16 protein-coding genes are annotated in these 21910 nt (G+C 71.4%); 12 read left to right on the forward strand and 4 right to left on the reverse strand.

Features of this window, described 5'->3' with window-relative positions; all coding sequences use genetic code 11:
* Positions 1–56 precede the first annotated feature (56 nt).
* Positions 57–1595: an MFS transporter gene (locus STRTUCAR8_RS11710; protein ID WP_006375878.1), complete on the reverse strand. Its 1539-nt coding sequence runs from the start codon at positions 1593–1595 to the stop codon at positions 57–59.
* A 244-nt stretch (positions 1596–1839) separates the two neighbouring features.
* Here STRTUCAR8_RS11710 and STRTUCAR8_RS11715 point away from each other — a divergent pair, with 244 nt between their 5' ends.
* The 3 genes from STRTUCAR8_RS11715 (at position 1840) to STRTUCAR8_RS11725 (ending at position 4024) form a co-directional block, all read left to right on the forward strand.
* Positions 1840–2463: a TetR/AcrR family transcriptional regulator gene (locus STRTUCAR8_RS11715; RefSeq protein ID WP_006375877.1), complete on the forward strand. Its 624-nt coding sequence runs from the start codon at positions 1840–1842 to the stop codon at positions 2461–2463.
* Between the two features lie 104 nt (positions 2464–2567).
* A complete protein-coding gene (locus tag STRTUCAR8_RS11720; protein ID WP_044472054.1) occupies positions 2568–3269 on the forward strand; it encodes a ribonuclease HII in 702 nt (233 codons plus the stop codon).
* A 68-nt stretch (positions 3270–3337) separates the two neighbouring features.
* On the forward strand, positions 3338–4024 hold the full coding sequence (locus STRTUCAR8_RS11725) for a hypothetical protein (RefSeq protein ID WP_078507176.1): 687 nt from the start codon (positions 3338–3340) through the stop codon (positions 4022–4024).
* A 457-nt stretch (positions 4025–4481) separates the two neighbouring features.
* Here the strand turns inward: STRTUCAR8_RS11725 and STRTUCAR8_RS11730 are convergent, their stop codons facing one another.
* Positions 4482–5123: a hypothetical protein gene (locus STRTUCAR8_RS11730; RefSeq protein ID WP_006375884.1), complete on the reverse strand. Its 642-nt coding sequence runs from the start codon at positions 5121–5123 to the stop codon at positions 4482–4484.
* Positions 5124–5633: 510 nt separating this feature from the next.
* Here STRTUCAR8_RS11730 and STRTUCAR8_RS11735 point away from each other — a divergent pair.
* Positions 5634–7793: a RecQ family ATP-dependent DNA helicase gene (locus STRTUCAR8_RS11735; RefSeq protein ID WP_006375880.1), complete on the forward strand. Its 2160-nt coding sequence runs from the start codon at positions 5634–5636 to the stop codon at positions 7791–7793.
* Between the two features lie 89 nt (positions 7794–7882).
* Here the strand turns inward: STRTUCAR8_RS11735 and STRTUCAR8_RS11740 are convergent, their stop codons facing one another.
* Positions 7883–8644, reverse strand: coding sequence for a TSUP family transporter (locus STRTUCAR8_RS11740; RefSeq protein ID WP_006375887.1), 762 nt, complete (start codon positions 8642–8644; stop codon positions 7883–7885).
* A gap of 83 nt (positions 8645–8727) precedes the next feature.
* On the opposite strand from STRTUCAR8_RS11740, the gene STRTUCAR8_RS11745 reads away from it, so the two are divergent.
* Positions 8728–9675 carry a LysR family transcriptional regulator gene (locus STRTUCAR8_RS11745; RefSeq protein WP_006375891.1) on the forward strand — a complete coding sequence of 316 codons (948 nt, stop codon included), beginning with the start codon at positions 8728–8730 and terminating at the stop codon, positions 9673–9675.
* A gap of 205 nt (positions 9676–9880) precedes the next feature.
* On the opposite strand, the gene STRTUCAR8_RS11750 is transcribed toward STRTUCAR8_RS11745, so the two are convergent.
* Positions 9881–10144: a hypothetical protein gene (locus tag STRTUCAR8_RS11750; RefSeq protein WP_006375886.1), complete on the reverse strand. Its 264-nt coding sequence runs from the start codon at positions 10142–10144 to the stop codon at positions 9881–9883.
* 142 nt (positions 10145–10286) lie between these two features.
* Here STRTUCAR8_RS11750 and STRTUCAR8_RS11755 point away from each other — a divergent pair, with 142 nt between their 5' ends.
* From STRTUCAR8_RS11755 to STRTUCAR8_RS11785, 7 genes are all read left to right on the forward strand, one after another.
* Positions 10287–11876: a DUF4192 domain-containing protein gene (locus STRTUCAR8_RS11755; RefSeq protein WP_199791678.1), complete on the forward strand. Its 1590-nt coding sequence runs from the start codon at positions 10287–10289 to the stop codon at positions 11874–11876.
* A gap of 671 nt (positions 11877–12547) precedes the next feature.
* Complete coding sequence (locus tag STRTUCAR8_RS11760; RefSeq protein ID WP_006375881.1) at positions 12548–14566, forward strand: glycogen debranching N-terminal domain-containing protein; 2019 nt, start codon at positions 12548–12550, stop codon at positions 14564–14566.
* A 130-nt stretch (positions 14567–14696) separates the two neighbouring features.
* The gene (locus tag STRTUCAR8_RS11765) at positions 14697–15455 is read left to right on the forward strand and encodes an NUDIX hydrolase (RefSeq protein WP_044472053.1); all 759 of its coding nucleotides are present in this window, start codon (positions 14697–14699) and stop codon (positions 15453–15455) included.
* Between the two features lie 112 nt (positions 15456–15567).
* The gene (locus tag STRTUCAR8_RS11770) at positions 15568–17640 is read left to right on the forward strand and encodes an ABC transporter ATP-binding protein (RefSeq protein ID WP_006375888.1); all 2073 of its coding nucleotides are present in this window, start codon (positions 15568–15570) and stop codon (positions 17638–17640) included.
* A gap of 162 nt (positions 17641–17802) precedes the next feature.
* The gene (locus STRTUCAR8_RS11775) at positions 17803–18690 is read left to right on the forward strand and encodes a FadR/GntR family transcriptional regulator (protein WP_179200482.1); all 888 of its coding nucleotides are present in this window, start codon (positions 17803–17805) and stop codon (positions 18688–18690) included.
* 515 nt (positions 18691–19205) lie between these two features.
* Positions 19206–20741: an RNA polymerase sigma factor gene (locus STRTUCAR8_RS54105; protein ID WP_006375893.1), complete on the forward strand. Its 1536-nt coding sequence runs from the start codon at positions 19206–19208 to the stop codon at positions 20739–20741.
* Positions 20742–20968: 227 nt separating this feature from the next.
* Positions 20969–21835, forward strand: a complete 867-nt coding sequence (locus STRTUCAR8_RS11785) for a S1 family peptidase (protein ID WP_006375879.1) — start codon at positions 20969–20971, stop codon at positions 21833–21835.
* Positions 21836–21910 lie beyond the last annotated feature (75 nt).

Raw genomic sequence — 21910 nt, forward strand, 5'->3', positions numbered from 1 at the left:
CCGGCTCGGTCGGCCGTGACCCCGTCGGCGGTGCCTGCGGGCCCGCTGGCGGGGGATCAGCCGGCGGCCGGGCCCGCGGTGCTCGCCGTACCCGCGAGGGCGTCCAGGTCGCTCTTGCGGACGCGGATCACGAACCAGGCGGTGGCGAGGGCCAGGGCGGCCATCGCGGCGGCGGGGATGAACGCCGTGGAGATGCCGTGGGCGAGTACCTCGTGGCTCCAGGGCGCGGGAAGCTGACCGGTCCTGGCGAACTCCGCCTTCTGCCCCGCCGTCGCCTCGGCGAGGAACTTGGAGACCTGCTTCTCCGCCTCGTCACGGCTGGCCGAGCCGAACACCGTCGTCAGGATGGAGAGGCCGAGCGAACCGCCCACCTGCTGCGTGACGTTGAGCAGCCCGGACGCGGCGCCCGCCTCGTGCGCGGCGACCCCGGAGACGGCCGTCAGGGTCAGCGTCACGAAGTTCAGGCCCATACCGAAGCCGAACACCAGCATCGGGCCGAGCACCCCGCCGACGTACGAGCTGTCGGGGGTGATGAAGGCCTGCCAGGCGAGGCCGAGCGTGGCCAGTGCCGAGCCGGTCAGCATGAACGGTTTCGGCCCCAGGACCGGCAGGAACCGTTGCGAGAGCCCGGCGCCCGTGGCTATCGCGAAGGTCACCGGGAGGAAGGCGAGGCCCGCCTCGATCGGCGTGTACAGCAGCACGTTCTGCACGAAGAGGACGATGAAGAAGAACATGCCGAACATCGCGGCGGCCAGGCTCAGCATGATCACGTACGTGCCCGAGCGGTTGCGGTCGGCGAACATCTTCAGCGGGGTGATGGGCTCCTTGGCACGCATCTCGACGAGGACGAAGACGGCCAGCAGGACCACTGCCGTGGCGAAGGACGCCAGGGTCAGGCTGTCCCGCCAGCCCTTCTCCGCCGCGCGGATGAAGCCGTACACGAGGGACGCCATGCCCAGCGTCGAGGTCAGCGCGCCCACGACGTCGAAGCGGCCCGGGTGGCGTTCGGACTCGCCGATGTACATCGGGGTGAGCACGGCGATCAGAATGCCGATCGGTACGTTGACGAAGAGCACCCAGCGCCAGTTGAGCCACTCCGTGAGCATGCCGCCGGCGAGCAGACCGACGGCGCCGCCGCCGGCCGAGACGGCGGCGAAGACGCCGAACGCCCGGTTGCGTTCCGGGCCTTCGGCGAACGTGGTGGTGATGAGCGCCAGCGCGGTGGGCGAGGCGATCGCGCCGCCCACGCCCTGCAGGGCCCGCGCGGCCAGCAACTGCCAGGGCTCCTGGGCGAGTCCGCCCAGCAGGGAGGCGGCGATGAACACCAGGATGCCGGTCATGAAGACCCGGCGGCGGCCCAGGATGTCACCGGCCCGTCCGCCGAGCAGCAGCAGGCCGCCGAAGGTGAGGGTGTAGGCGCTGACCACCCAGGTGAGGTCGGTCGTGCTGAACTTGAGAGCGTCTTGAATGTGCGGCAGCGCGATGTTCACAATCGTCGCGTCGAGTACCACCATGAGTTGGCAGGCCGCGATGACGGTGAGCGCTATGCCGGGATGCCCCTCCCGGCGGGCCGCACCTGGCTTCTGGTCTTTCATCAACGAAGAGGTAGTGACCATGGGTCCCCCATAGGAGCAATAGTGAACGCTCGCGTTCACTGTCGCGTCGAACGGTAGTGAGTCCCCGACAGTGAACGCAAGCGTTCACTGAAGCCGCCGCCGTGTCGTGTCCCGGTTGCCCGGGTAATCTCGGCGATTCACCCCGTCGGCGATCCCCTCAATACCGACAATCCTCATAAATACTCGCACTCCCCGCTCCCCCCTGCCCGCTGGAGACACTCAGATGGTTACCTCGCGCTGGACGGCCGCCCCCGCCCAGGCGGCCTCCCCCCGTCGGCGCGGCGCCGTGCTCGAACGCGCGATCCTCGATGCCGCGCTGGATCAGCTCAGTACGGTCGGCTGGAACGGGCTCACGATGGAGGGCGTCGCCGCCGGCGCCCAGACCGGCAAGGCCGCGGTCTACCGGCGCTGGCCCTCCAAGGAGGACCTCGTCGCGGACGCGCTGCAGGCCGGGCTGCCGAGCTTCGACCGGGCGCCCGACCTCGGGAGCGTGCGGGACGACCTTCTCGAACTGTGCCGGCAGGTGCGGGACACCATGTTCTCGCGCCCCGGATTCGCGCTGCGCTCAGTGATTCACGAATGCGACAGCCCGCAGGCGGAGCGGTTTCAGAGCGTGATCTTCCGGGGCCTCGTCGAGCCTTCGGCGAGACTTCTCCGGGAGATCGTCGAGCGCGGGATCGAGCGGGGGGAGACCCGCCCCGACGCTGCCAACGGCTACGTCTTCGACGCCATCCCGGCGATGATGATGTACCGCACGAAGGTGTGCGCGAGCGAATGGGAGGAGCGGGACATCGAGGAGATGATCGACCAGTTGATGGTTCCGCTGCTGCGGGCGGGCCGAGCCTGAAGTCCTCTCCGAAGGCCGTCCGGGTGGGCCTCACGGTGACCCACAAGTCGCTTGGGGGAGCCGGGTGTCGCGTGGCCTTCCGGGCGGCGTACGCTAAGACCGCCATGCCGTACGAAGCACCTACCCACACCGTCGAGCGCTCCCTGCGCGCCACGACCGGAGCGAAGGTCATCGCCGGCGTCGACGAGGTCGGGCGGGGCGCGTGGGCCGGTCCTGTCACCGTCTGCGCGGCGGTCACCGGTCTCCGGCGGCCCCCCGAGGGACTCACCGACTCCAAGCTCCTCGCGGTCAAACGGCGCACCCAACTCGCGGACATACTGCGGGAATGGGTCACGTCGTACGCGTTGGGGCACGCCTCACACGAGGAGATCGACGACCTGGGGATGACGGCCGCACTGCGGCTCGCCGCTGAGCGCGCCCTGGAGGCCTTGCCGGTCCGTCCGGACGCGGTCATCCTCGACGGGAAGCACGACTACCTGGGATCGCCGTGGCAGGTCCGTACGGTGATCAAGGGTGACCAGTCGTGCGTGGCGGTCGCGGCCGCGTCCGTGATCGCCAAGGTTCAGCGCGACAAAATGATGGCCGAACTGGGTGTCGACCATGCAGACTTCAATTTTGCGGCCAATGCCGGGTATCCGTCGCCCGTGCACAGGGCCGCGCTGGAGGAGCGGGGCCCCACCCCGTACCACCGGCTGTCGTGGGCGTATCTTGATGCGCTGCCCCAGTGGCGGCACCTCAAGAAGGCCCGCAGTTGGGCGAGCGGGAACGTTCCGGAGATCGAGGGCCAGCTCGGCTTCGACTTCTGACGTATCTGTTCGCCCCCATGTGCCACCCGGCGACGCGAGTCGCACCGGTGTTTGATAAATATCAAGTCATGCCTCTCATTCCCGAGGAGCCTCAGATTCACGAGAGTGCCCAGGGTCCCCGCGTCGCTCCGGCCAGTGGCCACAGCGCGCCGACCCCCCGTCCCGTACCCGGCCCGCGCCCCGCGGCATCGCCGCGTCCCGGCCGTCCGGGTCCCTTCCGGCCCACCGCGCCGGCGCAGCGTGCACCGCACGACGCGCCCGCGACTGTGGCTTCGACCGCCGGCGCGGTCAAGCCCGGGCCGTCCGCGGCTCCGGCCGCCCCTGTCCCTTCCGTCCCTTCCGCGCCCGCCTCCAAGGCTCCGGCGTCCCCGAAGATCCAGCTGGTCCCGGCCTCGGCCGAGGGCGCGCTGGACGCTGCCGAGGAAGCCGTGGACCTGCTCCTGGAGTCGGGTCGGGCCCCCGGTGAGGTGCTGGTGATCACCACCGGCGATCCGCACCCGTGGGCCGCGCACGAACTGTCCTTCGGTGAGGGCCCGTACTGGGCTCAGCACGACGCGGGCGACGACGTCTTCTACGCCGACGCCGCCGTTCTCAGCCGTGCCGCCTCCCGTCCCGTGGTCGTGGTCGCGGTCAACGGCGGTGCCGACACGGCGACCGCCGCGGCCCTTCCCCTCGCCCTCGGCCGAGCCGGCGCCCTGCTGATCTGCTGTGGTGACCCGCAGCTGATCAACTCGGTGCTGGGCGCGGGGGTCTGAGCCGGTTCCGGTTCGTCCGAGCAGCTTCGGGAACCGCCCGGGTCAGCCGGTCCAGTGACACCGGACCGGCTGACGGAGGGCCCTTGAAGGGGTGACCGTACGGCGGGCGAGCCGGCGTGCCCCGACGCGGAAGCGCCGGGAACGTGCCGACTGCCGTGCGGCGCCTTGGCATGTTCCTGCCCCTCGCGACGAGAAACCGGCGTACGGGAGAGTGACAGGGCAACGGCGGCACGCGCGCGTGCCGCCGTTGCCGCGCGTCGGCTGCCGTCGAGGTGAGTCGCGTGGTGCCCGCGCGCGGGTTCTCGCTGTCGTACGCCGTACCGGCGGACGCCGTTGTCCGCGGTGACTTTCTGTGTACGACGTGGACGTCACCCCTGGCCGACCGGCGCGGCCGCACGAGGTGGCCGCACGCTGAACCGCCGACGAGGCGAGGTGTGTTGGCCGCTGCGTGCCGGTGTCAGCGGGCTGCCGCGCGGCGCAGGATGTCCGAGGCGGCGCCTCCGGTGCGGGGCATCGGCAGCGGTGGCGGTGCCTCGGACATGGCGAACGGCTCCGGTGCCGAGTCCGCGTTGGGACGCCGCCCGCCGCGACCCTCGCCGAGCACTTGCCAGCCGTCGCGGGTCAGCGTGATGTACGCGCCGCAGCGCAGCCCGTGCAGGGTGCAGGCGTCACGCAGACCCCACATCCACGCGCCGTCCTCCTCCGTCCAACGGGCGTCGCCGTCACGGCAGTAGAGGAGGACGGCCGTGCGCACCGGAGTACGCCGACGCAGGTCGTGCGGGATGACGCGGCGCAGTTGCGCGAGCAGTGAGTTGCGGAACATCCAGCCGTCGGCCGGTGCCGAGCGGCGGGTGAACGAGGCGCTCGCCCGCAACCGCTCGTCCGGATCGAGGACGGCCACGATCGCGGTCGCGGGCCCGGGACGGTGTCGTGCGTGCAGTCCGCTGACGACCTCGCGGGGATTGCGCAGCAGGGGGATCCCGGCTGCGGCCCACTCCGCGGGTTCGAGCATGCGGGCTGCTGAGTTGGTGGAAGCGGCGGACAGGTCGGCAGACGTCGACATGGATGCCGCGGGGGACGGAGCGAATCCGAAGGTCACGGTCCTCCCTTCGGCTACGCGCCCACACTGCGGGCGGGAGATCGGACTTGGGGGAGCGCACACCGCGGCGGAGCCCTGCCGGACCACGGACATGCCGTGCGGGGAGCGGACTCCAATTCTTGCTGTCGAACTGGGTTGCGGCAACGAGCAAATGGGGCCACCGACCGGCTTCTGGTGATCTGTGGATTATATCCCTGCCAGGTGTGTCATTTGTAGATGGCTGGGGTGGCGGGGAACGGGGCGTTGGTCCGCTTGTTCGGCCTGGTTCACGTCCCCGTCACGGGCAAGGCGGGCGCCGACCAGCGGCGACCCCCGTGCGCGGCGTCCGGCGGAGCATCAGGGCCGTCACCGCGCGGGTCCACCCGGTCACAGCGAAGTCGTCCGAAAGAGCGAAGCCGTCCGAGAGGAGAGGAGGAGAAGCAGCGGCGGGGGCGGGTTGGAAGGGCAGCGCCTGCTTCGTCACGGCCGGACGATTGGGCCGATGTCAGTGCTGTGGGGTTGCATGGGGGCATGAGTAACCAGGAGCTGCGTGCCGAAGCCGACGCCGTCCTCGCCGAGCTGGTCGGTGCCGCGGAGGGTTCCGCGCGGTTGCGGGAGGACCAGTGGCAGGCGGTGGCCGCACTGGTGGAGGAGCGGCGGCGCGCCCTGGTCGTGCAGCGCACCGGCTGGGGCAAGTCGGCGGTGTACTTCGTCGCGACCGCTCTGTTGCGGCGGCGTGGCTCCGGCCCGACGGTGATCATCTCCCCGTTGCTGGCGCTGATGAGGAACCAGGTCGACTCGGCGGCACGGGCCGGCATTCGGGCGCGCACGATCAACTCGGCCAACCCGGAGGAGTGGGAGACCATCTACGGAGAGGTCGAGCGCGGAGAGACCGACGTCCTCCTGGTCAGTCCGGAACGCCTCAACTCCGTCGATTTCCGAGATCAGGTCCTGCCCAGGCTGGCGGCCACGACAGGTCTGCTGGTGGTCGACGAGGCGCACTGCATCTCCGACTGGGGACACGATTTCCGCCCCGACTACCGCCGGTTGCGCACGATGCTGGCGGAGCTGCCGGCGGGGGTGCCCGTGCTGGCCACGACGGCGACCGCGAACGCGCGGGTGACGGCGGATGTGGCCGAGCAACTCGGCACGGGGGGCGGCGACGCTCTGGTGCTGCGGGGACCGCTGGACCGGGAGAGCCTGCGGCTGGGCGTGCTGGAGCTGCCGGACGCGGCGCATCGGCTGGCATGGCTGGGCGAGCGGCTGGGGGATCTGCCGGGCTCGGGGATCATCTACACGCTCACGGTGGCGGCGGCCGAGGAGGTCGCGGCGTTCCTGCGGCAGCGTGGGTATCCGGTCGCCTCGTACACGGGGAAGACCGAGAACGCCGACCGGTTGCAGGCGGAGGAGGACCTGCTGGCCAACCGGGTGAAGGCGCTGGTGGCGACATCGGCGCTCGGGATGGGCTTCGACAAACCTGACCTGGGTTTCGTGGTGCACCTGGGATCGCCGTCGTCGCCGATCGCCTACTACCAGCAGGTGGGGCGTGCGGGGCGTGGCGTGGATCATGCGGATGTGCTGCTGCTGCCGGGGCGCGAGGACGAGGCGATCTGGGCGTACTTCGCATCGGTGGGCTTCCCTCCCGAGGAACAGGTCCGGCGCACCCTGGCGGTTCTGGAGGACGCGGGGCGTCCGCTGTCGCTGCCGGCACTGGAACCGCTGGTGGATCTTCGGCGTTCGCGCCTGGAGACGATGCTGAAGGTCCTGGACGTGGACGGGGCGGTCAAGCGCGTCAAGGGGGGCTGGACCGCGACAGGGCAGCCATGGGCGTACGACACCGAGCGTTACGCCTGGGTCGCCGGACAGCGGGCCGCCGAGCAGCAGGCCATGCGGGACTACGTGGCGACCACGGGGTGCCGGATGGAGTTCCTGCAGCGGCAGCTCGATGACGAGAAGGCGGTCCCGTGCGGTCGCTGCGACACATGCGCCGGGCCCTGGCTCGATCCCTCCGTGTCCTCCGGCGCCCTCGCGGGTGCGGCGGGTGAACTGGACCGGCCAGGGGTCGAGATCGAGCCGCGCCGGATGTGGCCCTCAGGGATGCCGGCGGTCGGGGTCGACCTCAAGGGCCGTATCCCCGTGGGCCGGCAGGCGGCCACGGGGCGGGCGCTGGGCAGGTTGTCGGACATCGGCTGGGGCAACCGGCTGCGTCCGCTGCTGTCGGAGCAGGCTGCGGACGGGCCGGTGCCGGACGACGTACTGGCCGCTGTCGTGACGGTGGTCGCGGACTGGGCCCGGTCGCCGGGCGGCTGGGCCGGCGGCGGCCCGGACGCGATGGCACGGCCGGTGGGCATCGTCGCCCTGCCCTCCCGTACCCGCCCGCAGCTGGTCTCCTCCCTGGCCGGAGGGCTGGCCCGGGTCGGCAGGCTGCCGTTGCTGGGCAGCCTCGCCTACACCCCGCAGGCCGGCGAGTACGCGGCGCACCGCAGCAACTCCGCCCAGCGGCTGCGCGCACTGGCCGCATCGTTCACCGTGCCGGACGAACTCGCGGCAGCCCTGGCGGGCACCCCCGGCCCGGTCCTCCTCGTCGACGACTACACCGACTCCGGCTGGACCCTGGCCGTGGGCGCCCGCCTCCTGCGCCAGACAGGAGCCGACCAGGTCCTTCCCCTCACCCTCGCCGTGGCGGGGTGAGCGGGCTGCCTCCTGGTGGGTCCGTCGGCGTCAGCTCTGAGGACAAGGGCTGATCACCGGGGCTTGCGGGTGCGATGCCCGCCGCGTGGTCAGCCGCGCAGGAAGTACAGGACGGTCATCAGCACGGCGGTGGTCAGAATGACGCTCCGCAGCGGCCGAGCGGGGAGACGGCGGGCCAGGTGGGCACCGGCGAAGCCGCCGGCCACCGCACCGACCAGCATGCAGGTGAGGACGAGCGGCGCGGTCAGTGCGTCCGACGCGACGAGGAACAACACGGTCGCGCTGAGATAGATGGCGGCGAGTTGCGCGACCCGCATCGGGTTGCTCACCGTGGCGTCGAGCCCGAGGCCGACGCTCCAGAGGGCCAGCATCAGGATGCCTACGGCTCCGCCGAAGTAACCGCCGTACACGGCGAGGACGAACTGACTGATCAGGACGGCGTTGGAACTCATGCCGACCGAGCGGCCCAGCGCGGCGTTCAACGCTCGGGACAAGCGAGGGCCCAAGGCGAGGATCGTCGTGGCGAACGCGAGCAGCCACGGTGCTGCGGCGTCGAACGACGAGGCCGGCAGGGCCAGGAGCAGGATGCCGCCGACTCCGCCTCCGATCGCACTGACCGCTGTCAGAGACTTCGTGGACGCCGCTCCGACCGGGGCGAGTTCGCGTCGGTACACCCAGGCGCCGGCCAAGGCCCCGGGCACGAGGGCCACCCGCGACAACGCGTTCGCCGTCACCGGCGACAGACCGAGCGCCACGAGAACGGGCAGCGCCACAAACGTGCCGCCCCCGCCGATGGCGTTCAGTGCTCCGGCGGCGGCACCGGCCAGCAGGACAAGAAGTATGTCGGACACACGCCGAGCATCAGCTCCGCCGCATGGGTTCCACAATGCGCAATCGACGGACCCGGCCTTAGGCCAGAACATAGGCTGAGTGAATGCGTTACGACCTGGACGACCTCCGGCTCTTCGTCCACATCACGACGGAGGGGTCGATCACCGCAGGCGCTCACCGCATGAACCTGAGCCTGCCGTCGGCCAGCGCCAGGGTGCGCTCGCTGGAGCGGACCGCCGGCGTGCCGCTGCTGCTTCGCGGTAGAAGGGGCGTGCGGCCCACACCGGCGGGGACGACCCTCGCCCGCCACGCACGCGACGTGCTGGCTCAGACCGCTCGGCTGGAAAGCGCCGTCGCGAGCTACACGCGCTCTCCGACCGCTCCGCTGATCCTGCTGGGCGGTGGCTCCGCGATGCACGGGCTCGTGCCCCGGGCCCTCGTCTCGTTCCTCCGTGCGCACCCGGACGTCGACGTCGAGGTGGCCGAGAGCCGTACCCCGCGGACCGTGCGGATGCTCGCCGACGGCGAGGCGGATCTCGGGGTCGTCCTCGACGACGAGGCCCGCGACTGCGGTCTGGTCCTGGAGCCGCTCGGCGACGACTCCCTGGTAGTGATCGGCCAGGCCGGAGGGATCCTCGCCGGGCGGGCCGCGCTGACCTACGGCGAGGTCGCGGAGCACCCTCTCGTCGGGCTCGACGCCGACTCCTCGCTACGCCGCTGGATCGAGAAGCACCTCGGTCCGCACGCGCCGGCGGTGCGCCACAGAACGACCGTCGCCGGCCTCGACGTGCTGGTCACCCTTGTCGCCGCCGGCGTCGGGCTCGCCGTGGTGCCGCGTCGTGCCATCGACCGCGACCAGCCACTCGACGTGTGCGAGCTACGGGAGCCCTGGGCCCGCCGTCACCATCTGCTGGCCTGGGGCGTCAAGCCCGGAACGCCGCCGACGGCCACTGCCGCGCTCGCCGAACACCTGCGCCGAGCGGCGCTGTCCGAACCGTCCTCTCACAGCGCTCACGAAGACCCCCTCGGCCCACCGCCCATCCCCTCGTAGATCCCGGGGGAAGCGCGGCAGACACCGCAGCCACCAGTCGCGGACCCGTGCACGGGGTCGCCCCCTCGCGCTGGTGACCGTCGCCACCGCGTCGCCGCGAATGGGGGCGCGGAACGCCGGAGCGGCCCGGCCGTGGCCGAGCCGCTGCCACTGCTGTCACTGCGGAGTTCCGCACGGAAGCTGTGAGCTCCGGTCTACGGCCCGGTCAGTGGCGCAACTTGACCTTGCTGAGCGCGGCGACGCCGAGGGCGGCGAGGGCGATCTGTATGAGCCACTCGACCCAGTCGACGCCGTTGGTGTCGGCGACGTCGAGGCCGGCGGCGATGCCGCTTCCGATGAACGCGGCGATGATGCCGATCGCGATCGTCCAGAGGAGGCCGATGCGCTGGCGTCCGGGTACGACGAGCCGGCCCAGGACACCGATCACGATGCCGATGACGATCGCGCTGATGACGCCTGAGATCTCCATGTTCGGTATGCCACCTCAACCTTGTCCGTTGGTGACATGCGAGTGCCCGTTCGAAGCGACGGGTAACTCCCTTTGACGTGTCCCTGATTGGGGTTATCCACAGGCCCAAGCGGAACTCGTGAATCCGCGAGATCGTCACCGCATGACGAATCACAGCGAAACGCATCAGGTCACCCTGCGTACTCCGGCCGAACTGGCCGATGCGCTGCCATATCTGCTGGGCTATCACCCCGAGGACAGCATCGTCCTGGTCGCGCTGCACGACAGGGACGGGCGCGGCCGGTTCGGCGGCCGTGCGCGACTCGGAATTCCGGCGAACCCCGAAGACTGGCCCGCTGTGGCACAGCAGTTGACGCACGGTCTGGTGACCGGAAGCGAGCGTAGGGGAGCACGCCCCGAGAGCATGGTCGTGTACCTCTGCCAGGAACCGGCGGCGGGCGAAGCGCGGCTTCAGGTGAGGGAACGGCTGCGCCCGCTCGCCCAGTTGCTGCGCACCGAGTGCGGTCGGCTCGACGTACCGGTGGTCGAGGCTCTGTGTATCGCGGACAACCGCTTCTGGTCCTACTGCTGTGTGACGCCCGAGTGCTGTCCGGACGACGGAGTGCCCATGGGCCTGCCCGGCACCTCGGTGCTGGCCGCCGCCGCGACCTACGCCGGCCTGCAGGTGCGGGGCACGCTGGGTGAGCTGAGGGCCAGGTTCCACCCCTGGGAGACCGCCGCGGCCCTGGAACAGGAACGCGTGCTCGACACCGCGAACGCCCGCCTGGTCCCGCGGATCCTCGACGACGTGAGCCGTGCGGACGTGGCTGAGGAAACCCTGCGCCAGGCGCGACGGGTCCTGAGCCGGTTCGCCGACGCGCCCGCCGCCTCCGGCACGCTCTCGGCAGACCTCCGCGACGACGAGCTGCTCGCCCACGACGAGGCCGCCACGCTCATTCTGGGCCTCCAGGACCGAGCGACCCGCGATCGTGCGGCCGAGTGGATGGAGGGCGACGAGGCGACACCGGCCCTGCGCCTCTGGCGAGCTCTCGCCCGCCGCTGTGTCGGGCCCTACCGCGAGCACGCGGCGGCCCCTCTGACGCTGGCCGGCTGGGTCGCCTGGTCGACCGGCGACGAACTGGAGGCCAGGGAAGCCCTCGCCATGGCACTCGGCGCGGACCCCGGTTACCTGTTCGCCCGTCTGCTGCACCAGGCCTGCAACGAGGGCTTGGATCCGGAGTCGATCCGACGCTGTCTACGGGCGGAGCGCGGCGGCCGGCCTCGCCCGGGCGCCGGGCCGTCCGGAACGCTGCCGGACAGCGAGCGGATCGGCAGCGGCGAGGCGTACGAGGAAACGGGCCGTGGCTGGGGAGAGTACCCGGAGGAATTCGAGGCCGTCGACGGGTTCGATGCCGCTGACAAGTTCGACGGAACGAGCGGTGCCGAACGCGCGGAGGAGACCGACAGCGACGGCCGGCCCCTCGCCGGTACGGAACCCACGCCGCCCCGCGACGGCGTCCCGGGTTCCCCGTCCTGCTCGACGTCGATCAGCGGCGCCACCCGGGCGCTGGAGTCGGCCACGAGGCGTCGACGTCGCGTAGGCCCCACCGATGGCGCCGAGACGCGCCCCCGTGCCAGGAAGACGGGCGGAACCCGGCCCCAGCCTCTGGGCAAGCCCGTCGTACGTGGGAGCGGGCCGGGTAGGGGAGAAGCGGCCCCGCGCGGCCACCGGACGCGGGGGGACGAGGGGTGAACAGGGGCGGAGCAGTGCTCAGGCCTGTTGGCGGCAGCCTTGTGCCAGACCGACGGATCGGTCCGGGCGGGACAGCCGACGGGAGGCCGAAGGGCGACGGGACGGGCGTCCGGCGACCTGGCAGCGCTGTGCCGGTCGGCGGACGGCCCGGCAACGGTGGAAGGCGCGACCGGCGATTGAGCAACGGCAGTGCGTCCCACGTACTGACCGACGCCAGGACGGCCCAGAATCACCTCACCATCCCGACCACGGCGGACAGCGCCACGGAGGACAACCGTCGCGGTCGTCCCGGCGCCGGCCGGACGGATGCCACGCCTCACCGCCATTCGGTCGGCTTGTCCCGCTGGAGGCGTGACTCGGGCAAGCCCCGGTCCGTTCACCTGAGTGGCGGAACCCTTGGACGGGCCGAGCCGCCGCATGACCCCTGTCCTGCCGAAGCCCCCTACCGGGCGCCGAGCGCGCCCTCGGCGCCCAGAGCGCAGAAGAAGCCGCCCATGTATCCGCCGACCCCGCCCTCGGCCGCTGCCGACGACGATCGCCGTGCCGCAGGCACACCCCCGTCGCCCTTGCGGGGAGGTGGCGGCGAAGCACCCGGGAACGCGGGGCACCCGCACGGCTCGGAGCCACCCTTTCCGGGCACCGCCCGCTCCTCCACGCCTTCGGCAAGGAGCGTGCCGCCGTCGTTCGCCCCGCCTACCCCTTCCCGGCCGTCGCTCGCCCCGCCCTCTGCCGCCCGCCGTCCAGCCCAGTTGCCCCCGACGCACACCGCCCTGATCTGCGTCGCCCTCCCCGGGCTCGCGATCTCCACGGATCAGGGGCAGCTCACCGGCCGAGGCCTGGAGGGCTTCTACCGCGGGGGCAGGCGGGTGCTCGCCCGGTGCCAGGTGCGCGTCGCCGGCCGTGAACCGCTCGCGGTACAGGCCCGGATGACCGCCGCGGACAGCGCCCGCTTCGTCGGGACGTTACGTGTCTCCCCGGACGGCGGCCCGGACCCCGACATCGTCGTCGAGCGCATCCGCCACGCGGACGGCACCGAGCGGATCACCCTGCACAGCTCGGCGCCGCGCCCGTTGCGCCTGCCGGTCGAGGTGTCACTCGGCACCGATCTGGCGGACCTGGGCATGATCGCGTCCGGCACCGCAGGGCCGGAACTGCCCGCCAGCGTCCACGCCTCCGGCCTGCGCTGGTCCCGTGCCACCGGCGGCGCAGCCGTCACGGCCGAACCGCCCCCCGCCGACGCGCTGGCCTCCGCGGGCCTGCTGCGCTGGGAGCTCGACCTTCCCCCCGGCGGTTCCACGACCCTGGAACTGCGCGTACGGCAGGACGGAGCCGGACCTGTCCGGGCGGTGGGCCGCGCGGCCACGAGCCCCCTCGCCCCGGCCCGGGCCACCGGCGACGACCCACGCGTCGAGGCACTCCTGCGGACCAGCATCGAAGACCTCCAGGCGCTGCTCCTGCGCGACTCCGCGCATCCCAGTGACATCCATCTCGCGGCAGGGGCACCGTGGCGCTGCGGGATGGCTCCGGCCGAGGCTCTCGCCGCCGCCCGGATGACACTCCCGCTCGGTACCGGGCTCGCGGTGGGCACGCTGCGAGCCCTCGCCCGAACCCAGCTACCGGGGCCGGGCCCGAGGTCCGGCATGCTGCCTGGCCCGCGCCGGGACGCGGGCCCACACCTGCCACCCGGATGTACAGGCACGGAAGCCACGCTGCTCTTCCCCGTGCTCCTCGCCGAGGCCCGTCGCTGGGGGCTCCCGGAACAGGCGACCGAGGAACTGCTCCCGACCGCCGAACGCTGTCTGACCTGGCTGCGCACGACCGTGGGGGACGGCACCTACCTGCCCGATCCGCAACCGGGCGGCCCTCTGCGCTGCGAGACGCAGGCCTACGCACACCGCGCCGCCCTCCTCGGCGCCGATCTTCTCGACGCGTACGGTCGGCCGGGAGGTTCCGGGCTGAGGCAGTGGGCTCAGGAGTTGCGCACCGTGTTCAGGGACGAGTTCTGGGTCGAGGACCGGGGCGGCGGCCGACCCGCCGCCGCCCGTACGCCGGACGGGCGAGTCGTGCCGCACTTCGGTGCGATCGCCGCCCATCTCCTCGACACCGGCCTACTGGGCGAGGGCGAGCCGGCCCCCGGGCTGCTCGACAAGGTGCAGACCGAACAGCTCGCCCGTCTGTTCGGCAGCCCGGCCATGGACTCAGGCTGGGGGCTGCGCGGTCTGGGCGTCAGAGAGGGGGGCTACAACCCGTTCGGCCACCGGAGCGGTGCCGTACGGGTCCAGGAGACCGCGGTGGCCGTCGCGGGCCTGGCCACCGCCGGGTACGAGAAGGAAGCGAGTTCGTTGCTACGCGGCCTCCTGGCGGCGGCCGAGGCCTTCGAGTACCGGCTGCCGGAGATGTACGCGGGGGAGCAGCGCGCGGAAGGGAGCGCCCCGTTGCCCCACCCGGCGGCCTGCCGGCCGTCGGCCACCGCTGCCGCCTCCGGGGTGCTGCTGCTCGCGACCCTGACCGGTATCCGTCCGGACACCCCGGCGGGCACGGTCATGCTCCGCCCGGTACGTGGCGTGCCGTTGGGCGAGATCGGCCTGACGGGTCTGCGGATCGCCGGCGCCCCCTTCTCTGCGCGGGTCAGCCGGCTCGGCGTCGCCATGGTCGAGGAGGCTGCCGCAGGACTGCAGTTGCGAGCGTGACCTCGGACGAGGTGTCTTGAGAGGACGACCGGAAGCGGCTGTGACACTCCTGTCCGACCACCGTGGACCAGTCAGGTGTGCGGCCGGAGAAGGGAGTGTTTATCGTCAGGCAGACGACTATGATCACGGCATGCCCTACGACCCGTCAGCCTTCCCGCCTTTCGCCGTCACTGTGGACCTGGTCGTGCTGACCGTGCGTCGTCATGCCCTGTGCGCGCTGGCGGTACGCAGGGGCGAGCCGCCCTTTCAGGGGCGCTGGGCGCTCCCAGGCGGATTCGTACGGGCCGATGAGGATCTTTCCCAGGCCGCAGCGCGCGAACTGGCCGAGGAGACCGGCCTGCGCGCCCACGACCCTGATGCCCCGGCCCAGGACAACGGTGCTCACCTGGAGCAGCTCGCGACCTACGGAGACCCCAAGAGGGATCCCCGCATGCGGGTGGTCAGCGTCGCCCATCTCGCGCTCGCCCCCGACCTGCCCGCTCCCCGGGCGGGCGGTGACGCCAACAGCGCCCGTTGGGCCCCCGTCGAGGAACTGCTGCGGCAGGGCGGCTACGGCCGCGACGGAGAACAGGCGGCGCCCCTTGCCTTCGACCACGCCCAGATCCTGTCGGACGGGGTGGAACGCGCCCGCTCCAAGATCGAGTACTCGTCGCTGGCCACAGCGTTCTGTCCGACCGAGTTCACCGTCGGAGAGCTGCGCCGTGTCTACGAGGCGGTGTGGGGCGTCGCCCTCGACCCACGCAACTTCCACCGCAAGGTCACGGGCACCCCGGGCTTCCTCGTCCCCACCGGAGGGACGACCACCCGACAGGGCGGTCGTCCGGCCCAGCTCTTCCGGGCCGGGGGAGCCACCCTGCTCAACCCCCCGATGCTGCGTCCCGAGGTCTGACCCCGGATCCGCGCGGATGCGCCACATTTGATCGCCTACTCGGGCAGAGCCCGTCTCCAAGTGGGCCCCGCCACACCAGGTAATTCGGACATAACACGCTATCTTGCTACGGGTGATCCAGGCCTTCGGACTGACCAGCAACGCTCGCAAGGATCTTCCCCCCGCCGCCGACGACGTCTCCTTCGAGGCGCGCGCGGGCTGCGTCACGACACTCCTCGGCACCCCGGGCGCAGGCAAGACAACCGTGCTCAGACTCATGCTCGAACTCCAACAGGGCCGCGGAGTCACCTACTTCAGAGGCCGCCCACTGCACCGCGTCGCCCATCCCTCACGTGAGGTCGGCGTTCTCCTGGGTGATGTGCCGGGGCACCCCTCGCGCACCGTCCGAGGCCAACTCCGCATGCTGTGCGCGGCAGCGGGCGTCCCTGTCCGCCGCGCCGACGAAGTCCTGGAGGTCGTCGGCCTCGTCAGCCTGCGTGACGAACGCCTGGGCACACTGTCACGCGGCATGGACCGTCGGCTCGGCCTGGCCTGCGCCCTGCTGGCCGACCCCCACACCCTCGTGCTCGACGCGCCCGCCGACGGTCTGTCCCCGCGCGAACGCCAGTGGCTGCACAGCATGCTGCGCGCCCACGCCACCCAGGGCGGCACCGTCCTGTGCACCACCACCGACCCGAAGGAGGCGGCCCGCACCTCCGACCGGATCATCACCCTGGAACAGGGGCGACTCGTCGCCGACCAGGAAGCCGCGGACTTCTCCCGCACCCGACTGCGTCCACGCGTCGCCGTCCGCAGCCCGCACGCCACCCGTCTCGAAGCCCTGCTGACCAAAGAGGCCCGGGCGGCACACCGCTCCGTGGAGGTCGTACGGGAAACCGCCAACCGCCTCTCCGTGTACGGCAGCACCTGCGCGGACATCGGGGAGACCGCGTTCCGGCACGGCGTCCTCGTACACCAACTCGCCGACGAGGTCGGCGACATGGGCCCCGGAGCAGGCTCGACCCCCCGCAATGGGACGCAGGCTGCCGGCGAGGCTCGTACGACGCCTGGGGCGACGGCTGCCGACGAGGACAGAGGAACCCTTGAAACCGGCGAGATCGTCGGCGGCGCAGGCCAGGATCCTGCCGCGGTCACGCCTGAGGACGCTGCCGTTCGGCCGGGTCCTGCCACCCTTTCGGACATTTCCGCGTCGCACGGTTCCGCCGCACAAAGTCTTCGTGTGTCGACGACAACTGCAACCGGCGTCACTCCGGCGGCGCGGGAGCCGAACGTGGCCCCCGATCGCGTGCTGACAGCAGCTGGTGCCTCCGCGGCGTCCGCGCCCGCCCGCCCGCTGGAAGCCCGCCCGAGCCCCTCCGGCGGGCTCGCTTCCGATGCCCTGCCCCCGCTCCCGCCTCCGATCTCCGTCCGCCCCGCTCCGAGTCCGCTGCGTCCCCTCCGGTATGAGCTGCGCCGGGCCTGCGGTGTCGGCACCGGGTTTCTGACCGGGGCCGCCGTGCTCGTCTCGTCCGCGCTCGTCGCCGTGCTCCTGGCCCGCGTCGGCCACACTCCCCAGCACCGTCTGCTGGCCGCCTGGCCCCAGGAGCTGCCGCTGCCGCCTGCGGCACTCGGCGCCGGGCTGCTCGGCGCCGTCGCCTTCGGCGACGAGTTCCGCCACCCCGCCCTGGCGGTCGACCGCGGCACTGTGCCTCGCCGGCTGGGACTGCTCGTCGCCAAGCTCCTCGTCGCCGCGGTGACCGGGCTGCTGCTGGCCTTCCTCACCGTGGGCTGCGACGCCGAGGTGCTCTACCTCGTCTACGGACGGGAGCTGGCGAAGGTTCCCGCGGACTGGCTCGCGCTGACCGCGAGTTGGATCGGCCTCGTGATCGGCTGCTCGTGGGCCGGAGTGCTGGCCGCGGGCATCTTCCGGTCCACCACCGCAGGACTCGCCGCCGTGGTCGCCGTACCGGTCCTCGTGGTGCCCCCCGTACAGAAGTTCCTGGAGGACACCTCCGTGCGGAGCGCGGCCGGACTCGCCATGCGGTCGAGGGACCTGTTCATGGCCGAGTGGCCGTTCGGGGGCGAGCGGTATCTGGCTTCCGTGGCGCGGATGATCGTCCAACCCGTCGGTGGCGCGCTGACGTTGTCGCTGACTGCCCTGCTCTGTGCGTATCTGCTCACGACCCTGCGAAGCAGGGTCCGATGACGACCGTCCGAGACCTTCCGGTCCTGCCCTGCGCACAACTCCCCGGGGAACGCCCGTTTCTTTCCGATAAGGCGTCAATTGCGACGGGGTGAGCGATCACCCTTTCGTGTGCTTTTCACCAAAGACCTCAAGGGAGTTGGAGACGGAGCCGACAAAGGATCCGTGAGTACCCTTGCGCACACCATGATGACCGCCGCCCGCTCCGCAGACTCCGGTCTCGTCGGCCCGGGCGGGCTCGACCGCTACCCCTTCGCCGAGGCCCCCGGTGCCGACCGCGTGGGCGTCCCGTCCTGGGACGCCGGGGACCCGGAGCTGGGCCGTGTCGGCCGCCGCACCGCGGGCAGCCGCGGGCGCGGGCTCCACGGTCAACTCGTCCAGCAGCTGGGCCAGATGATCGTCTCCGGTGACCTGGGCGCGGACCGCCCCCTCGTGCCCGAGGAGATCGGCCAGCGTTTCGAGGTCTCCCGCACCGTAGTCCGCGAATCGCTCCGGGTGCTGGAGGCCAAGGGCCTGGTGAGCGCCCGGCCGAACGTGGGCACGCGCGTGCGTCCCGTCAGTGACTGGAACCTCCTCGACCCCGACATCATCGAGTGGCGGGCCTTCGGACCGCAGCGCGACAACCAGCGCCGCGAGCTCGGCGAGCTGCGCTGGACGATCGAGCCGCTCGCCGCCCGCCTCGCCGCGGGGCATGGTCGTGAGGAGGTCCAGCAGCGGCTCGTGGACATGGTCGAGATCATGGGCCATGCCATGAACCAGGGTGACGCGCTGACGTTCTCGCGCGCCGACGCGGAGTACCACTCGCTGCTCGTCCAGCTCGCCGGCAACCGCATGCTGGAGCACCTCTCCGGGATCGTGTCCGCCGCCCTTCAGGTGTCCGGCGGTCCGATCACCGGTTGTGACCGCCCCACCGAGGCGTCCTTGGCGCACCACGCCCGGATCGTCGAGGCTCTCGCGGCGGGCGACGGGGCGGGGGCGGAGGCGGCCATGCGGCAGCTTCTGATGGTGCACCCCGAGGTGGAGCGTGTGGTCCCGGCCCCGCGCGAGCACTGACCGTGCGCCGAGAGCGGCGTGACCGGGGGCCGTGTCGCCCACCGGGAACATCGCTCGGCCCGAGAACCGTCGCTGCCGGGCCCCGTCGGACCCCGAGAGGGCTCCGCGGGGTCCGGCGGCGAGACGGGGCGACCGCGCGGTGAGCGCCGGGACGAAACGGCGGTGGACCGTCCTGAAGCCCCTGTCGCAGCTCTGAACCGGGCTGCCGATGCGGTCGCGGCTCGGTCGGCTCGGCCTGGCCGTCGCCATGCCTGACCACCTCTAACCGTATTTGACAGCTTTTGAGTGCTTACGGGGTGTGACTCGGGCCACGCAGATTGGGCGTAACGCTTGCGGAAGCAGCGCGATGACCTAAGAGGTGACAGCCGCGGAGGGAATACAGACGCCGTTCCAGGCGCTGTGCATCTTCCCGGCCCCCGCCCGCGCCGTCGGCCCATCCCCAGTCGGCGGTCGTCGGCTCCTGTCCGTACCGGACGGGGCCGGAAGCCGTTTTCCAACGTTCCGAGAGGTTGTTCGTGTCGGCCAGCACATCCCGTACGCTCCCGCCCGAGATCGCCGAGTCCGTCTCTGTCATGGCGCTCATCGAGCGGGGAAAGGCCGAGGGGCAGATCGCCGGCGACGACGTGCGTCGGGCCTTCGAAGCTGACCAGATTCCGGCCACTCAGTGGAAGAACGTACTGCGCAGCCTCAACCAGATCCTCGAGGAAGAGGGTGTGACGCTGATGGTCAGTGCCGCGGAGCCAAAGCGCACCCGAAAGAGCGTCGCAGCGAAGAGTCCGGTCAAGCGCACCGCCACCAAGACGGTCGCGGCGAAGACGGTGACCACGAAGAAGGCCACCGCCACAGCCACCCCGGCGGCCCCCTCCGCCGAGTCCTCCGTCGAGGACGAGGCGCCCGCGAAGAAGGCCGCCGCCAAGAAGACGACGACCGCCAAGAAGGCGGTCGCGAAGAAGACCGTAGCCAAGAAGACGGCGGCCAAGAAGACGACCGCCGGCAAGGACGACGCAGAGGCCGTCGAGGACGAAGCACTCGAAGACGTCAAGCCCGGCGAAGAGGAAGAGGAGGGAGCCGAGAACAAGGGCTTCGTCCTCTCCGACGACGACGAGGACGACGCGCCGGCCCAGCAGGTGGCCGTGGCAGGTGCCACCGCCGACCCGGTCAAGGACTACCTCAAGCAGATCGGCAAGGTCCCTCTGCTCAACGCCGAGCAGGAGGTCGAGCTCGCCAAGCGCATCGAGGCGGGCCTCTTCGCCGAGGACAAGCTGGCCAACGCCGACAAGCTCGCCCCGAAGCTCAAGCGCGAGCTGGAGATCATCGCCGAGGACGGCCGCCGCGCCAAGAACCACCTCCTGGAGGCCAACCTCCGTCTGGTGGTCTCCCTGGCCAAGCGTTACACCGGCCGCGGCATGCTCTTCCTGGACCTGATCCAGGAGGGCAACCTCGGTCTGATCCGCGCGGTGGAGAAGTTCGACTACACCAAGGGCTACAAGTTCTCGACGTACGCCACCTGGTGGATCCGTCAGGCGATCACCCGGGCCATGGCCGACCAGGCCCGCACCATCCGTATCCCGGTGCACATGGTCGAGGTCATCAACAAGCTCGCGCGCGTGCAGCGCCAGATGCTCCAGGACCTCGGCCGCGAGCCCACCCCGGAGGAGCTGGCCAAGGAACTCGACATGACCCCGGAGAAGGTCATCGAGGTCCAGAAGTACGGCCGTGAGCCGATCTCCCTCCACACCCCCCTGGGTGAGGACGGCGACAGCGAGTTCGGTGACCTGATCGAGGACTCCGAGGCGGTCGTCCCGGCCGACGCGGTCAGTTTCACTCTCCTTCAGGAGCAGCTGCACTCCGTCCTCGACACCCTCTCCGAGCGCGAGGCGGGCGTCGTCTCGATGCGCTTCGGTCTCACCGACGGTCAGCCGAAGACCCTCGACGAGATCGGCAAGGTGTACGGCGTCACCCGCGAGCGCATTCGTCAGATCGAGTCCAAGACCATGTCGAAGCTGCGCCACCCGTCGCGTTCCCAGGTGCTGCGCGACTACCTCGACTGAGTCGCGGTCGTACGACACGCAAGGCCCGGCTTTCCCATCAGGGGAAGCCGGGCCTTCGTGCTGAGCCGCTGAGGGTCGTCGCACCGGCGTGCGGGGAGTGCGGCCCGGCGCGTGCGGAGCGGATCGCTTCTGCCGGAGGCGTCCCTCTTTCGTGGCGCGCGAGTGCGGGGCGGAGCCCGTTGGATCACTCTGGGTTTCTGGTGATCACCCCTGAGTGAGGAGCGCGCATGCGTCATCCGTTTGTCCGGGCCCTGTCCCGGGCGCTGACCCGGTCGCTGGTTCTGGCGGCCGCGGCAGCCGTCATACCGCTGGCGTCCGCCGCCCCTGTGGCCGCCGACGGTGTCGTCGTCGGCGGATTCCCGGTCGACGTGTCCGAGGGGCCGTGGACGGTGGCGCTGTCCAGCCGTGACCGGTTCGGGGGTACCCGGGCCGGGCAGTTCTGCGGCGGCGTGGCTGTCGGCCGGACCACCGTACTCACCGCGGCCCACTGCATGGGCGAGGACGTCCTGGGGGCGCCGCCACGCCGCGCGAAGGACCTGAAGGCCATCACCGGGCGTACGGACCTCACGTCGACCCAGGGCAAGGAGATCGCCGTGCGCGACGCCTGGGTCAATCCGGGCTACGACAGGCTCACCAACGCCGGGGACTTCGCGGTGCTCACCCTCGCCGAGGCCCTCCCGGAGAGCTCGGTCATCGGGATGGCCGGGGCGGGCGATCCTGCTTACCGGCCCGATACGAGTGCCACGGTCTACGGCTGGGGCGACATCACGGGCGGCGGCGACTATGCGCGCAGTCTGCGGGCCGCGCGGGTGCGCGTGCTGTCCGACTCGCTCTGTGAGCGGGCGTATCCGGGCAGCGCCGACGGGACGTACCGAGCCGACAGCATGCTGTGTGCGGGCGAGGCCGCTGGGGGGCCGGACGCCTGTCAGGGGGACAGCGGCGGACCGCTGGTGGCTCAAGGCAGGCTGGTCGGGCTCGTGTCCTGGGGGAGCGGTTGTGGACGGCCGGGCAGCCCGGGCGTCTATACGCGGGTCTCGGACGTCGTGCGGACGATGGGGTGGGGCGCGGCCCATGCCCCCGGGAATGGCGGCTGAGGAGCCGTGTGCGGCGGTCTGAGAGGTTTTCCGGCCCCTGGCTCCAGTGGAGCCTGATGGACCGTGAGCGGCCCT

Origin of the sequence: Streptomyces turgidiscabies Car8 (genome assembly GCF_000331005.1) — a bacterium.
Classification (GTDB): Bacteria; Actinomycetota; Actinomycetes; order Streptomycetales; family Streptomycetaceae; genus Streptomyces; species Streptomyces turgidiscabies.

Bases quoted from the DNA above. Each gene is read 5' to 3' on its own strand.
- STRTUCAR8_RS11715 (WP_006375877.1), top strand. From the start codon at position 1,840: ATGGTTACCTCGCGCTGGACGGCCGCCCCCGCCCAGGCGGCCTCCCCC.
- STRTUCAR8_RS11735 (WP_006375880.1), top strand. From the start codon at position 5,634: ATGAGTAACCAGGAGCTGCGTGCCGAAGCCGACGCCGTCCTCGCCGAG.
- STRTUCAR8_RS11785 (WP_006375879.1), top strand. From the start codon at position 20,969: ATGCGTCATCCGTTTGTCCGGGCCCTGTCCCGGGCGCTGACCCGGTCG.
- STRTUCAR8_RS11755 (WP_199791678.1), top strand. From the start codon at position 10,287: ATGACGAATCACAGCGAAACGCATCAGGTCACCCTGCGTACTCCGGCC.
- STRTUCAR8_RS11745 (WP_006375891.1), top strand. From the start codon at position 8,728: ATGCGTTACGACCTGGACGACCTCCGGCTCTTCGTCCACATCACGACG.
- STRTUCAR8_RS11750 (WP_006375886.1), bottom strand. From the start codon at position 10,144: ATGGAGATCTCAGGCGTCATCAGCGCGATCGTCATCGGCATCGTGATC.
- STRTUCAR8_RS11765 (WP_044472053.1), top strand. From the start codon at position 14,697: ATGCCCTACGACCCGTCAGCCTTCCCGCCTTTCGCCGTCACTGTGGAC.
- STRTUCAR8_RS11725 (WP_078507176.1), top strand. From the start codon at position 3,338: ATGCCTCTCATTCCCGAGGAGCCTCAGATTCACGAGAGTGCCCAGGGT.
- STRTUCAR8_RS11720 (WP_044472054.1), top strand. From the start codon at position 2,568: ATGCCGTACGAAGCACCTACCCACACCGTCGAGCGCTCCCTGCGCGCC.
- STRTUCAR8_RS11710 (WP_006375878.1), bottom strand. From the start codon at position 1,595: ATGAAAGACCAGAAGCCAGGTGCGGCCCGCCGGGAGGGGCATCCCGGC.